The following is a 13817-nucleotide window of genomic DNA, read 5'->3' on the forward strand; positions in this document are numbered from 1 at the left end:
TCTTTGAAGTTAACAACATGGTTTTTACTCAAATCTCTCAAGATTTCAGCAATTGTAAGAAGGTAATTAAGTAAAACGTGATCTATATCCCATTTATTTGCTCATGCGCTTAAAAATGGTAATATGTCGCTCTATTAGTTAGGGTGGTCTATAGATGAAAACTGAGGCGGAAAATATTGCTCTTGCAGCTCGATTGAATCGAGTGCGTGAAGCTCGGGCAATTGCACTGTTGTCGCCATTACAACAACAAGTATTTCAACTGCTTGCAGCTTTTTTTCATATTAATGATAAAGCACTTCCCGGCTACATCAATTCCATTACTCCTTATGGCATAAAACATTTTTGTCTTAAGACTGAACATTTTCAGGCTGCGCAACAGCTGCAATTACCGTTAATGCCGACTGCAGATGACCCTTTAGCGATGATTGAAGGCGTATATTGCATGGGCAGTACCGCCAGCTTTGGCCAAAATAGCGATAGCGATGTTGATGTTTGGGTTGTTTATGATCCGAGTTTAACCCAAACAGAGTTGGACTTTCTGGCGCGTAAATGTGAAGCCATTAAAGATTGGTGTATTCAGTATGATTTAGACATCAATTGTTATTTAGTGCACCCGCAGCAATTTACTCATAAGTTAAGTTGTCAAAGTTCATATACCAATATGGGACCTGAACACAGTGGTAGTGCTCAGCATTGGTTATTGCTAGAAGAGTTTTATCGCAGTCATATCTGTTTAGGCGGCAAGCCCGTCGCATGGTGGCCAGATGCTAAGCCGAGTGACACTTTGCTTTATCTTGGCAATGTACAAGAATTGGCTGCCGATGAATATTTTGGCGCATCTTTGTGGCAGTTGTATAAAGGTTTAGATAGACCTCACAAAGCGCTATTAAAAGTTATCTTATTAGAAGCTTACGCATATCACTATCCAAATACTGAGTTAGTCACAACCCAGATTTGGCAAATGACCTGCGCAGGTGATTTAAGCACTAACAATGATGCCTATTTACTCTTGTATCGTTACATTGAGTCTTACCTGATTTCATTAAATGATATGCATCGGCTTGAAATCGTACGGCGCTGTTTTTATTTAAAATGTGGTATTGCACTTTCTAACAAAGCGCAACCTAAAGACTGGCGTTATCACACCTTAAATGCGTTAGTAAGCCAATGGAATTGGACTGATAACTTGCTGCAAACGCTAGATAATTGCCAACATTGGCATTGCGGGCAACTGCAATGGTTTAATCGTCAATTAAAAGAGCAAATGCTTGCCAGCTATCAAACCCTATTAAAGTTTGCCGCCACTTGGCACATTAAAATTGACTTGAACGTGGAGGAACTTGGCTTATTAATGCGCAAGTTGCATACCTATTTTAGTGGGAATAAGCAGCAAATCTTTGCTTTGAATACCTTGTGGAGTCAGTCTCTTGTGGAGTCAGATCTCACCGTTATTTATGGTTCTAACGATCAACAATACAGCTTGTATCGCCAAGCACCTGTGCGCAGTAAATTATTTGGTGAGACAGCGATTTATCAAAGTAAGCATGTAGCAGAGTTGGTATTTTGGGCCTGTTTAAACAATATCAGTAGTGAGCAAACACGCTGGCATAGTTTATCGACCAGTAATATTAGTGCCAATGAACTGACTCAGTTGGCCAAACATATCAATCAAGGTTTACCGCAGCAATTGAAGCGCGTTTCGCGCGGTGATTTGTCTCGTCATTGGCACTTTGAACAAGTGACTATTGCCGTTAATGTAAGCCACGATCCAACAGCGGCTTGGCGCGGTCAAAGTATGCTGGTGGATTTTATGAATGCTAACGTACTCTCGCTTGGTCGTAAGCAGCTCAATATGGTCGGCAGCCTTGATATTTTCTGTTTAAACTCATGGGGTGAATGGCATAGCGTGCATTTTGATGGTGAGGAAGCTTTGTTGCAGGCATTGGATTTCTTATCGCCAGGATTTATGCATTTAACTGATGCTAATTTTGAATTTCAAGTGTTCAGTTGTAGTCAGCAATTAAATTCGCAATTGAAATTAACCGTTGAGCATTTAATTAGCCAAAGCATGAAGCTATGTCGGCAAACCAATAATACCGCAACCTTGATGCTACCGCTGCAACTCGGTGATGCTTGCTATGGGATTGAGTTTAATTTATTGGGGATCACTTATAAGCGTCTTAATCAGCTTAAAAAAGGTCGATTGCAATTGGGCTTAGGTGATGTCGAATATTTGCCGAGACCCACCATCGGTGAATGCCCGTTGTCGAGCGTGCCTGAGGTGATTAGTCATTATGCTAGTCGTGGTTGTTTGCAATATTTCTTACAGCAAAAGAAAGGGTCGCTAGATGTCTTTATTTTGAATGAAGATAATGGGCTAACTCATATTGTAGAAGAGCAACTACAAGCCGAAGCTTTAGTGGCTAAAGTCAGTAAAGAACATGCTTTTTTAGGACTAGAGCAACAACAAGAGCGTTTTTTATTACCGCAATTTTACCGCTTAGTGCGTGTGAAAGGAGCGTTGCAGGTAGTGCCATTTGATTTAGAAGTGGCTTACGCAGAAGGGCATTTTTGAAAAAGCCAGTAGCATGGGAATGCTACTGGCGAATGATTTTAAAACTTAATGATTAAACCACTTTGTTTAGTGATAGCATTTTGTACTACCTGATTGAATTGCTCACCACTGCGGTCATCAATCCATTGGCCATCAACATAATTGTAGTGATAACCACCAAAGCGGGTTGCTAGCCAAATTTGATGTAGTGGCTCTTGTTTATTGATGACAATTTTAGAGCCATCAGCAAACTCAATTTGTAATACTCCGCCACTCGCGTCGACATCGACATCAGCATCTTGCTCGTCAATTGCATACTCTACTGCGTTTTCAATTTGTGAAAAAATCTCATCGGCTAGTTGGTGAAATTCAGAATCTGTCATAGCCATGCATTTCTATCCTTTGCTTTCGTGTTGATGAATGCGATTATAAGTACATCACCCATGATATACACAGATGTTGATAAAAATGAAATCGTTTTTAATGTTATTTATTGTGAGCTTATGTTTAGCTGGTTGCGGTCAAAAAGGACCATTATATAAAACACCTGTTAAGCAGGATAATCAACAACATCAAAATCAGAGTCAGAGTATAAAGGAATAGCACTTTGGATTATTTTCTCTACCGCGATAACGAGCTGTATGCTGAAGACTGCCAAGTCCGTACGTTAGCCGCGACATATGGTACCCCGCTTTATGTTTATTCACGTGCGACGCTTGAGCGTCATTGGCATGCGTTTAATTCTGCAGTAGCAGAGCATCCTCATTTAATCTGTTATGCCGTTAAGGCTAATGCTAACTTGGCGGTACTTAATGTGCTGGCACGTTTAGGCAGTGGTTTTGATATCGTATCAGGGGGTGAATTAGCACGTGTGGTAGAGGCTGGTGGCGATCCCGCTAAAATTGTATTTTCAGGTGTCGGAAAAACGGTTGCTGAAATGCAACAAGCACTGAATTTAGGGATTTACTGCTTTAATGTTGAATCCGTTGCAGAGCTTGAACAGCTTGCACAAGTGGCCAAAGACTTAGGCAAAGTTGCACCTATCTCAGTGCGTGTTAACCCTGATGTTGATGCCAAAACTCACCCTTATATCTCAACCGGCTTAAAGCAAAATAAGTTTGGTATTGAGATGGAGTTAGCCGAACAAATTTACCTTAAAGCGGCGCAATGTAGCTCATTGCAAATTAAAGGCGTAGATTGTCATATTGGTTCGCAATTGACTGAAATGCAGCCTTTTTTAGATGCGATGGATCGATTACTCGGTCTGATTGATCGTTTAGCGATACAAGGTATCAAACTGCACCACTTAGATGTAGGCGGTGGTTTAGGCGTGATTTATGACGGCGAGCAGCCGCCACATCCTAATGTTTATGCTGCGGCATTACTGGAAAAACTAGCCGATCGAGATTTAACCCTCGTATTTGAACCTGGTCGCGCGATTGCCGCTAACGCAGGTATCTTTGTCACTCAAGTGCTGTTTGAAAAGAAAAACAGCGACAAAGAATTTGTGATTGTAGACGGCGCAATGAACGATTTAATCAGACCATCACTCTACAGTGCATGGCAGCAAATTATTCCGCTTAGCATCACCGAAGCACCAAGTCGTCTGCTTGATGTGGTGGGGCCTATATGTGAAACCGGTGATTTTCTAGGTAAAGATCGCGAGCTTAATGTCAGTAGTGGTGATTATCTCGCGGTTCGCTCATCGGGCGCTTATGGTTTTGCTATGTCATCTAACTATAACTCTCGTCCACGAGCTGCAGAGGTGATGGTGGATGGTGAACAAGATTATTTGGTGAGACAACGAGAAAACGTGACGCAGCTATGGCAAGGGGAACAGATCCTGCCGTAAACTAGAGTTTTATATTGCCGTGACAGAACAGAAGTTAAGGAAGCCCTATTTGATCCAGTTTACTAAAATGCATGGACTCGGTAACGATTTCATGGTGGTCGATGGTGTAACACAAAATGTGTTTCTGTCGCCGGAGCAGATCCGCCGCTTATCGGATCGCAATTTTGGGGTAGGGTTTGATCAATTATTGTTGGTTGAGCCTCCTTATGATCCTGATTTAGATTTTCATTATCGTATTTTTAATGCCGATGGCAGTGAAGTTGAACAATGTGGCAATGGTGCCCGCTGTTTTGCGCGGTTTGTGCGTAATAAAGGTTTAACCAATAAACAAAAAATTAGGGTCAGTACCTCATCAGGCAAGATGACCTTAAGACTGGAACATGATGGTCAGATCACCGTCAATATGGGCATTCCTGTACTTGAACCGAGTAGGATCCCATTTCGCGCCAAAAAGTTCGAGAAGTTATATTTTTTACAAACGCCGATGCAGACATTCCTTTGTGGCGCAGTGTCGATGGGCAATCCTCACTGTGTGATCACCGTGGACGATGTGGCCAACTATGATGTGGCGCAATATGGGGCGCAATTGACCAAGCATGAGCGTTTTCCGAAAGGGGTTAACGTTGGCTTTATGCAGGTGCTTGAACGCGATCATATTAAATTGCGTGTATACGAGCGCGGCGCCGCTGAGACTTTAGCTTGTGGCAGTGGTGCATGTGCAGCCGTGGTGGTGGGGCAAGTTCAAGGTAAGCTTGATCAACGCGTTACTGTGGATCTGCCCGGTGGCAGTTTGTCGATTTACTGGGAAGGTGAGGGCAAACCATTGTGGATGACAGGGCCTGCTGAACACGTATTTGATGGGCAGATCTATTTATGATGAGTGATGATCAACTCGATCGCAACTTGCCGTTTGATGAGTTGCTGATCGTTGAGTATTTGCAGGATAACCCAGATTTTTTTGCGCGTTATCCGATGCTGGTTCAGCAACTTAAGTTGGCCGATCCTGCTCGAGGCGTGGTATCTCTGGTTGAGCGCCGCCAACAATTATTAGTGCAAAAAGTGGCGCAGCTGGAGGAGGAGATCACCAGCTTAATGAGCGTGGCAGCAACTAACGAAAAAATCTATAGATTTAATAATCAGTTGGCATTAGATCTATTACAGTGCAGTAGCGAGCATGCATTAAAGCAGTTACTTGCCAGCCGCTTAAAAGCACAATATCAGTTTAGTCATGTGGAGCTGGTGGCTGTAGATAAGGGTGATTCAGTGTTAACTGAGCTGTGTCGTAAACGGTTACAGAATCATTATTATTTTGGCCGTGTCACCCAAGCTGAATCTCGGCGTCTATTTGCTGCTGAAGTGGGCTCCGTTGCATTAATTAAGTTAAAAAATCGAGCGGAACGACCATTTATTCTCGCGATTGCGAGTCATAGCATTACTCATTTTGATCCAGATATGGATAGCTTATTGCTTGAGCAACTTAAGCAAGTTATTGATTATCTACTTCCAACGTTTTAATTAAGGCCGTTTAATGACAACAACATTTGACGATTATTTACAGCAGTTTAGTCAATATCTCAGTGTTGAAAAGCAGTTGTCAGCTTGTACATTACGTAACTATCGAGCTGAGTTGATCAGAATAAATAAGTTACTGCCAGAAGCGACTGACTGGCTTACAGTTGATCGCGATCGATTGCAGGCGGTGATTGCCAAGTTGCATCGGCAAGGATTAAGTCCGCGATCATTGTCATTATCACTATCGGCATTAAAGCAATTCGGTGAATTTTTACTGAGGCGCAATCTGATCAGTACTAATCCTGCAAAAACCTTGCGGGCCCCCAAACAAAATAAACCGCTGCCTAAAAATATCGACAGTGATGCGTTATCGCATCTAATGGAACTTGAAGGTAACGAGCCTTTAATATTACGCGATAAAGCGATAATGGAACTGTTCTATTCAAGTGGTTTACGTTTGGCAGAGTTAGCCGCGCTTAATTTAACTGATATTGATAAAAATGATCATCAAGTTAAAGTGACGGGAAAAGGAGATAAACAACGTTTAGTTCCAATAGGACGTATGGCACTAAGCGCGTTAGATGATTGGCTAAAGTGTCGCCAGCAGATAAACTGTAATGACGATGCTATTTTTACTACCTTAAAAGGTAACCGATTATCCCATCGTAGTATTCAAGTCCGTATCAATAAGCACGGACAACAACAAGGGATTGATGTGCGAGTACACCCACATAAATTACGCCACTCGTTTGCCACACATATGTTGGAATCGAGCGGAGATTTAAGGGCTGTGCAAGAATTACTAGGACATGCTAATTTGTCGACGACCCAAATTTATACCAGTTTGGATTTTCAACATTTAGCTAATGTATATGATGGTGCCCACCCGCGGGCGAAGAAGGATAAATCTTGATGTATAGCTATTTACGGCTACAACCAGTAAAAGTCATTAGTTTTGATTTAGACGACACCCTTTATAACAACCACCCCATTATTGCTAATGCAGAAGAGAAATTATTACATTTTTTGCATTTGAGCTATAGCGAGTCACAGCGCTGGCAAACAGATGATTGGCGTAAAGTGAAGCACCAATTGATGGTAGAGCATCCAGAGCTGCGTGATGACCCAAGTGCTGCGCGTTTAGCCATGCTTAAACAAGGTTTACTGCAATTAGGTTATAGCGATATGGTGGCTGAAACCGCAGCCCAAGATGGGTTAGCGCTGTTTCTACATTATCGCAGTTATTTTAGAGTGACCGATGATGTGCTCGATATTTTGGCTAAATTGGCACAAAAATACACCTTGATAGGCTTAACCAACGGTAATGTTGATTGGCAACAAATTGGCCTAAGCGAATCATTCTTGTTTGTTCATCAAGCAGGGCAAGGTCTGAGAATGAAGCCGCATCGTGATATGTTTGAGTTAGCGATTAGCCAACTTGATATTGCGCCTAATGAGCTTTTACATGTAGGAGATAACTGGAATAGCGATGTACAAGGTGCACGTCATGTGGCTGCCAAGCCGTGTGGTATAACCCTGATAAACATGCTAAAGGTGAAGGCCAGTTACCTCAGTTAGAGATTAGCCATTTATCTGAATTATTACAGCTACTTTAGCCTTACTCTTAGTACAAAGCCCTGCATCGACAGGGCTTTGTTGTTTTTGCGGTTGCTTAAAATTAATTAGCCTGAGCAACAATATCTTTTCTTGCAGGAATGCCGCCTAGGCTGGTGGCACTGTCTACGGCGCGGTAAATGGCTTGTTGTACCGCTTCAGCGGCCGCTACGCCAAGGGTATTTAAGTCTGGGGCGTTCACTTCACCCGTGCCTGCGGCAAATAGGTATCGCCGTCATACATGGAATGTACTGGGCTGATGGCTCTGGCAAAACCGTCATGTCCCATTTGGGCAATTTTAAGGGCTTGTGATTTAGTTAATGTCGCGTTAGTGACAATGGCACCAATAGTGGTGTTACGGCCAGCAAAGCCATTGCCTTTTTTGCCTTGTAATAACAAGTCTTTACCTGAAATAAAACCGTTATTGTTGGCATTACGAATACCCGCATACACATGATCGCCTTTGATCACATCACCCCAAGCATTAACCGCTACAATTGCAGCGACGATGACGCCATCATCAAGTTCAATCGCATAACTGCCAATACCACTTTTAAGGACATGGTCAGCGCCTGCTATTTTACCAATAGTGGCCCCTGTACCTGCACCGACAGAACCTTCAATAAATTGCTGTCGTGACGCGTTTTTAGCTGCAAGCATACCCATGGCGGCATCAGGTCTTGCTTTGGGGCTACCAATGGTTAAATCGAATAATACAGCGCCTGTGACAATCGGTACTTTCGCTACACCAACATCAAAGCCTATATCTTGTTGTTCGAGGTAGTTCATCACTCCAGACATGCTGTCTAGACCAAAAGCACTGCCACCAGAAAGTACAATGGCATGCACTTTATCAACTAAATTTTCAGGTTTGAGTAGATCGGTTTCGCGGGTACCGGGCGCGGCGCCGCGTACATCTACACCGGCAGTTGCACCTTGATCAAAACGTAATACGGTAACGCCTGTTACCCCTTGATTATCTTGGGCTTGGCCAATAGATAAGCCTTTAATCTTAAACAGATCGCTAGGTTGATAGTCTGCCATACAGCTAAAGGTGAGGAGGGATGAAACCAATAATGTCGTGAGTTTATTCATGCTTGCAGCCAGAGTTAAGTGTTTTATTCGTCTTATACACTGGCTGACACTAAAAAACAAAAAAGGGGATGCGACGATCCCCTTTTGATCACATATTAAGGCCGTTATGCTATTAGATTAGCAAACACCTTGTGCCATCATCGCGTCTGCAACTTTTACAAAACCGGCGACGTTAGCGCCAAGTTCGTAGTTTACATGACCGGCTTGGTTACCGTACTTTTCACATGTTGCGTGAATATCTTGCATAATGGCTTGTAAGCGAGCATCAACTTCTTGTTCACTCCAACTTAGGCGCATCGCGTTTTGGCTCATCTCTAAGCCTGACGTTGCTACGCCGCCAGCATTGGCCGCTTTTCCTGGCGCAAATAACACCTTACATTCGTGGAATGCTGCAATTGCCTCAGCTGTTGATGGCATGTTTGCGCCTTCAGCCACAATTTGTACGCCGTTGTTGATCAGCATATTAGCGTGTTCAAGAGTTAATTCATTTTGGGTTGCGCAAGGTAGTGCGACATCAGCAGCAAACTGCCATGGTGTACCACCCGGAATATATTCTAGGCTTAATGCTTTTGCATAGTCTTCAACACGGCCGCGTTGCTCATTTTTAATTTGCATTAATAACGCTAGTTTTTCAGTGGTAAAACCTTGTGGGTCATAAACGACGCCGCTTGAGTCTGATGCTGTAATCACTCGAGCACCCATCTCTAATGCTTTTTCAATGGCATATTGGGCTACGTTGCCTGAACCTGATACGGTAACTGTCATGCCATCTAAACTTGAGTTTTGGCGCTTTAGCATGGCTTCAACAAAGTAAAGTAAGCCATAACCTGTTGCTTCTGGACGGATCAGGCTGCCACCAAATGATAAGCCTTTGCCAGTAAATACACATTCTGCGCTATTTGATAGCTTTTTCATCATGCCAACCATGTACCAACTTCGCGGCCACCGACACCAATATCACCTGCTGGTACGTCTGTATTGGCACCAACATGACGGTGTAATTCAAGCATTAAGGCTTGGCAGAAACGCATGATTTCTAATTCGCTTTTACCTTTTGGATCAAAATCACTGCCGCCTTTACCGCCGCCCATAGGCAGAGTCGTTAAGGCATTTTTAAAGGTTTGTTCAAAAGCGAGGAATTTTAAAACTGATTGGTTTACTGAAGGGTGAAAACGCATGCCACCTTTATAAGGGCCGATGGCTGAACTGTGTTGAATACGGAAAGCGCGGTTAACTTGCACTTGCCCTTTATCATCAACCCAGGATACGCGAAATTGTATAATACGTTCTGGCTCAACTAAGCGGTCTAATACGCCGCTGGTAATATATTGTGGATTCTTTTCTACATAGGGCCAAATTGAGGTGAGAACTTCTTTTACTGCTTGCATAAATTCAGGTTGATGAGGGTTTTTTTCATTCACTGAAGTTAAAAAATCATTTAGAGACAAAACTGCGCTCATTGATGGCTCCTACCTATGGGTTTAATTTGCTGGGTACTTAAATAGATTAAGCTAGTTATCGGCTACTTTTAAGTGGCACTTTTCTGATAGTGTAACTAGTGACCAGTAAAGCCAAGACTTATTTTTTCAATTTAATTATCTTAATTAAGATTCACTGTTGTTTGTGTAAAAAAAATAGATGGTTTTTATCGATAATTCAATTAATAAATCAAATGTTTATTTTATGTTTCTTCATGGTTTTTATTTTGTTAATTGTTAAAGCAAATAAAGCCATCTAAAAAGATGGCTTTATTAAAGAGCATGCAATGGAATGATGTTGAAAATGTGATTAAAGAGTTTGTTTAACTTCTTCAATCGCTTCATCAGTTGCTTGTGCTTCTTCTTCACGATTTAGCAACTCATGTTCTAATTCTCTATTATCACTACGATGTGCTAGTGGCTTTTCTTTTTTCTTAAGTAGTTGACGTTCTAAACGATCATAAGCTTCATTAAAAGCCTCACCGATATTGGCATTATCAGCAGAAGCCTCTAGTGAACCTACAGAACTTTTTACTGAAATTTCAGCATGATACTGTTTAGCTGGTTCCATTTTGAAGAATACGTCTTGGCTATGAAAAGTGACTTGATACTTATCGAGTTTTTCCATTTTTTTAGCAAAATAATCACGTTGTTCTGCGTTAAGTTCTACGCCTTTGCTATTAATTTTTACGTTCATAATAAAGCCTTAATTACAGTTTATCTGCTAATTTGTCTGTAATTAACATGAGCCTATTTTGTGTTTTAAATTGTGATCTAGATCATGTAATTATAAAAAGCGAGACAAAGATAACGATATCGATTAATTAATCAGCAAGTTTGTGATGAGTGTAAACTCTAGTTAATTTAAGGGAAGGTATAGCGTTAATCATTAATGATTAGATGGGCTGAATGTTAATTATTGAGTGGTATGTGAGGTAGCCAAATAAAAGTATTTGGCTACCTTAAAACTTAAACTATTTAGAGTTTAACTAAACTGTAATGACTCCAAGCGATAGTTTCTCCCATTAAAGGTAAAATCCAAACCGCTGTTTTTTGGTCGTTATAGATACGGTAGAAATAAACGACATTATCTTGAATGTCATGTTTTCTAATCGCGCGATAAAAGCGCATTGCCGACTCACTCACCTGTTCTGGCTTAGTTAAGCTTTTTTGCTTAATCGCGACTTGGAATACATCAACATCGTATTTACCGATTTTTTGGCGATACTGCTTAAAATCACCGCGAATGGTGTATTTAATCGGTGTCGTTAAACAATCTTGGTCAGTCACGCAGGTGGCACTTTGAAATTGGCCAGAATTATTTGAGTCATAAATTAACGACAGGCTAATATCTGCGCGTACCAGCAGTTCGTTCTCTACTGGATAATAGATATCTGCTTGATAATTATGTTCGGTAATTTCGCCTGTTTCATCGCCTGTATCAGGGAAAAACACTTGGTTATAACGAACTCGTTTTTCCATGGTTTTGGTGAGTTTAATAAACTCAGCCATATTGAATTGGGCGGGTTTATTATCGATAGCGGTAATATTAATTAAGCTTTTGCCATCACACTCTTTTTGGCCATTTTTTTCAGGACAAATAGCGATAGAGTAATTGGTACCATTAGTGGCTGCATAGCCACTAAAGTGTTCCATATCAGATGTTTGTTTTATGTCTGATAGGAAGTGTTGCTGCCATTGTGGTGACGATGATTGACTGCCTTTTTTATCACCAAATACACATAAATTAGCTTCAGCACCGCCTAAGTTTAGGTCGATATTTTTGTCAGCTTGCCAACGGTTTACGTGCTCTTTTGCAATCAGGTAATCGCTATAATGCCATGTGGTTGCCAATGCACTAAAGATGATTAACGAACAGATTGCAATGATCCAAGTGATTTTCTTACGCCAAAATGGAATATGTGGCTTTGTTTCGCTAAACGTTAATGGATTAATCTGCTCAGTATCAGAAACATGGATATGGTAACCACGACGAGCGATGGTCTGTAATTGAATTTCTGGATAAGGTTCCAGTTTTTTACGCAGGGTACTGACACATTGTGTTAGTGACGTCAGTGCTACGACTCGGTTAGGCCAACCAATCTCTAATAACTGTTCTTTACTGAAAATAGCATCTGGATTGGAGAGTAATAATTCTAATACTTTGGCCTCTGAGAAGGTCAAAATAATGCTGGTATTATTAAGGTGATCCACCAACTGTTTAGCTTTGGTATCCAAGTCTAAATACGGGGTAATTTTTAACACCTTAATTCCTCACTTTATCAATTACGATCATATTTTATGCAATATGATTAATGTAGCGCTAAATATATAAAACACTGATTTAGTAAGCAAATCTAATATTTTAAATATTGTTTATCTGTGAGCTTTACCTCACTAAGTCGTTATTATTAGGTGATTGACTGTGACTTATACGGATAAAATGAATTATTACATCCATCTTATCCGTTATCACTTATTCGCCATTAAGTAGGGCTAAAGTGATCTGTTCGTAAGTGAGTACTGCACCACCAAATTCTTGGGCAAATTTCTCTGCTGCCGTTTTGCTGCTAAATGAGGCCACTGCAGGTCCCATTACCGCTTTCTTACTGGTGCCATAAACGTACCAAGCTGTTGTCGCATCAATAAAATGTTTATCATCTGGCTGTTGCCAATCTGTGCTGGCAATATCGTGCACAAAAACCTGACCAATTTGACGAATATTGTCGCTTTGTAGCGCAAAATTGAACATATCTCGATTAGAGCAGAAGTTCAGTACGGTCTCTTTATTCTTTAAATGCACCTGCCCTTTAGGGCCTGGGTATTTGGTGACAACCATGCCGCATAAATGACATTTATCATGCTGATGTAATGCCACTGGCGCAGCTTCTGATTGCTTTGTTTCACTCGAAAGACAAGCGCTAAATAGCGGTAATAGACATAGTATAAAAGCTAATTTTTTCATGTGAAAACCAATAAGTTTGAGTGGGAATTCAGCCTCGTTAATTTAATTAACGAGGCTGAATTTTTATTGCAGTTGACTCAAGTCGGTGGGGCATACGACTTGAGTCAAGTTGTATGCTATTAGATAGCGTACTGCTGACCTGCGTACAGGATGAATAAACGTAAGCACATCATGCCAGTCACCGCACAAGCACCTGAAAGGTAGAATGCTTGAGCTGAATGGCTGAAACGCTTGCCTGTTGCAAAGTTAAGCAATACCGGCGTTACAAAACCAATACCAACAACACCAACCCAGAACAGGATTGACCATGTGCCGCTGTAGAATGCTTGTGATGCGTATTGCATACCCGCATTACCGGTAAATAGCGCTGCAGCGATCATGAAAATGAACAATGCTTCAGCTATCATAATTGGCCACTCAGCACCATGAAGTACTTTCATGTCTGTGCTGTGTAAATCTTCTTTGAACATACCAACTGCCAGCATTTTGGCTGCAGCAGCACCCGCAGAAAGACCTGATGCAACAAACAGTGCAGGTAATACCGAAGTATTGATAATTGGGAAGCGGATTAACGCTGAAATTAAGAAACCGGTATAAGCACATACTGAAACCGCTAATACTAAGGTTGCAATTTCAACAGGGCGACGCACCGCTCTTAACTTCTCAATCACTGGGATTAAAAATTGCACCTGCTTAATGGCACGAATTTCATCTTCAAGTGCAAATAGCGCAACGACAGCGGCTAAC

The 13817-nt window shown here is 41.4% G+C and carries 14 protein-coding genes and 1 pseudogene; 7 read left to right on the forward strand and 8 right to left on the reverse strand.

Going from position 1 to position 13817, the window contains the following annotated elements:
• Positions 1–154: 154 nt before the first annotated feature.
• Entirely contained in the window at positions 155–2575 is a 2421-nt protein-coding gene (locus tag JCM15074_RS18985; protein ID WP_025823368.1) for a class I adenylate cyclase, read from the forward strand.
• A gap of 38 nt (positions 2576–2613) precedes the next feature.
• Here the strand turns inward: JCM15074_RS18985 and cyaY are convergent, their stop codons facing one another.
• A complete protein-coding gene (cyaY, locus tag JCM15074_RS18990) occupies positions 2614–2943 on the reverse strand; it encodes an iron donor protein CyaY (protein ID WP_025823370.1) in 330 nt (109 codons plus the stop codon).
• Between the two features lie 79 nt (positions 2944–3022).
• Between cyaY and lptM the strand changes: the two genes are divergently transcribed.
• From lptM to JCM15074_RS23115, 6 genes are read left to right on the forward strand one after another with little or no spacing between them, the layout of a single operon-like run.
• Positions 3023–3157 carry an LPS translocon maturation chaperone LptM gene (gene lptM / locus JCM15074_RS24280; RefSeq protein WP_444544583.1) on the forward strand — a complete coding sequence of 45 codons (135 nt, stop codon included), beginning with the start codon at positions 3023–3025 and terminating at the stop codon, positions 3155–3157.
• 4 nt (positions 3158–3161) lie between these two features.
• Positions 3162–4406, forward strand: coding sequence for a diaminopimelate decarboxylase (gene lysA, locus JCM15074_RS19000; protein WP_025823371.1), 1245 nt, complete (start codon positions 3162–3164; stop codon positions 4404–4406).
• A 49-nt stretch (positions 4407–4455) separates the two neighbouring features.
• Positions 4456–5283 (forward strand): diaminopimelate epimerase, encoded by an 828-nt coding sequence (gene dapF / locus JCM15074_RS19005; protein ID WP_025823373.1) that lies wholly within the window; start codon positions 4456–4458, stop codon positions 5281–5283.
• A complete protein-coding gene (locus tag JCM15074_RS19010) occupies positions 5283–5921 on the forward strand; it encodes a DUF484 family protein (RefSeq protein WP_025823375.1) in 639 nt (212 codons plus the stop codon). Before dapF ends, JCM15074_RS19010 begins: the two co-directional genes overlap by 1 nt.
• A gap of 13 nt (positions 5922–5934) precedes the next feature.
• Positions 5935–6831 carry a tyrosine recombinase XerC gene (xerC, locus tag JCM15074_RS19015; RefSeq protein ID WP_025823377.1) on the forward strand — a complete coding sequence of 299 codons (897 nt, stop codon included), beginning with the start codon at positions 5935–5937 and terminating at the stop codon, positions 6829–6831.
• Entirely contained in the window at positions 6831–7496 is a 666-nt protein-coding gene (locus tag JCM15074_RS23115) for an HAD-IA family hydrolase (RefSeq protein WP_234400293.1), read from the forward strand. The genes xerC and JCM15074_RS23115 overlap by 1 nt, the downstream gene beginning before the upstream one ends.
• Positions 7497–7596: 100 nt before the next feature.
• On the opposite strand, the gene JCM15074_RS24635 is transcribed toward JCM15074_RS23115, so the two are convergent.
• The 7 genes and pseudogenes from JCM15074_RS24635 to nrfD form a co-directional block, all read right to left on the reverse strand.
• Positions 7597–7734, reverse strand: coding sequence for a hypothetical protein (locus tag JCM15074_RS24635; RefSeq protein WP_199899834.1), 138 nt, complete (start codon positions 7732–7734; stop codon positions 7597–7599).
• Positions 7731–8627, reverse strand: coding sequence for a P1 family peptidase (locus JCM15074_RS23120; protein WP_199899835.1), 897 nt, complete (start codon positions 8625–8627; stop codon positions 7731–7733). Before JCM15074_RS23120 ends, JCM15074_RS24635 begins: the two co-directional genes overlap by 4 nt.
• A 117-nt stretch (positions 8628–8744) precedes the next feature.
• Positions 8745–10087: pseudogene (gene gdhA, locus JCM15074_RS23125) on the reverse strand (NADP-specific glutamate dehydrogenase).
• Positions 10088–10415: 328 nt separating this feature from the next.
• Entirely contained in the window at positions 10416–10802 is a 387-nt protein-coding gene (gene hpf / locus JCM15074_RS19035) for a ribosome hibernation-promoting factor, HPF/YfiA family (RefSeq protein WP_025823379.1), read from the reverse strand.
• Between the two features lie 281 nt (positions 10803–11083).
• Positions 11084–12370 (reverse strand): winged helix-turn-helix domain-containing protein, encoded by a 1287-nt coding sequence (locus JCM15074_RS19040; RefSeq protein WP_025823381.1) that lies wholly within the window; start codon positions 12368–12370, stop codon positions 11084–11086.
• A gap of 211 nt (positions 12371–12581) precedes the next feature.
• On the reverse strand, positions 12582–13070 hold the full coding sequence (locus JCM15074_RS19045) for a nitrous oxide reductase accessory protein NosL (protein WP_025823383.1): 489 nt from the start codon (positions 13068–13070) through the stop codon (positions 12582–12584).
• A 119-nt stretch (positions 13071–13189) separates the two neighbouring features.
• The coding region (gene nrfD / locus JCM15074_RS19055; protein ID WP_025823385.1) for an NrfD/PsrC family molybdoenzyme membrane anchor subunit at positions 13190–13817 on the reverse strand (628 nt) is incomplete at its 5' end.

Origin of the sequence: Shewanella marina JCM 15074, assembly GCF_000614975.1 — a bacterium.
GTDB lineage: Bacteria > Pseudomonadota > Gammaproteobacteria > Enterobacterales > Shewanellaceae > Shewanella > Shewanella marina.

Coding starts and splice junctions, on each gene's coding strand:
- cyaY (WP_025823370.1), bottom strand. CDS start 2,943: ATGGCTATGACAGATTCTGAATTTCACCAACTAGCCGATGAGATTTTT.
- lptM (WP_444544583.1), top strand. CDS start 3,023: ATGAAATCGTTTTTAATGTTATTTATTGTGAGCTTATGTTTAGCTGGT.
- xerC (WP_025823377.1), top strand. CDS start 5,935: ATGACAACAACATTTGACGATTATTTACAGCAGTTTAGTCAATATCTC.
- JCM15074_RS19010 (WP_025823375.1), top strand. CDS start 5,283: ATGAGTGATGATCAACTCGATCGCAACTTGCCGTTTGATGAGTTGCTG.
- hpf (WP_025823379.1), bottom strand. CDS start 10,802: ATGAACGTAAAAATTAATAGCAAAGGCGTAGAACTTAACGCAGAACAA.
- JCM15074_RS23115 (WP_234400293.1), top strand. CDS start 6,831: ATGTATAGCTATTTACGGCTACAACCAGTAAAAGTCATTAGTTTTGAT.
- JCM15074_RS18985 (WP_025823368.1), top strand. CDS start 155: ATGAAAACTGAGGCGGAAAATATTGCTCTTGCAGCTCGATTGAATCGA.
- JCM15074_RS23120 (WP_199899835.1), bottom strand. CDS start 8,627: ATGAATAAACTCACGACATTATTGGTTTCATCCCTCCTCACCTTTAGC.
- JCM15074_RS19045 (WP_025823383.1), bottom strand. CDS start 13,070: ATGAAAAAATTAGCTTTTATACTATGTCTATTACCGCTATTTAGCGCT.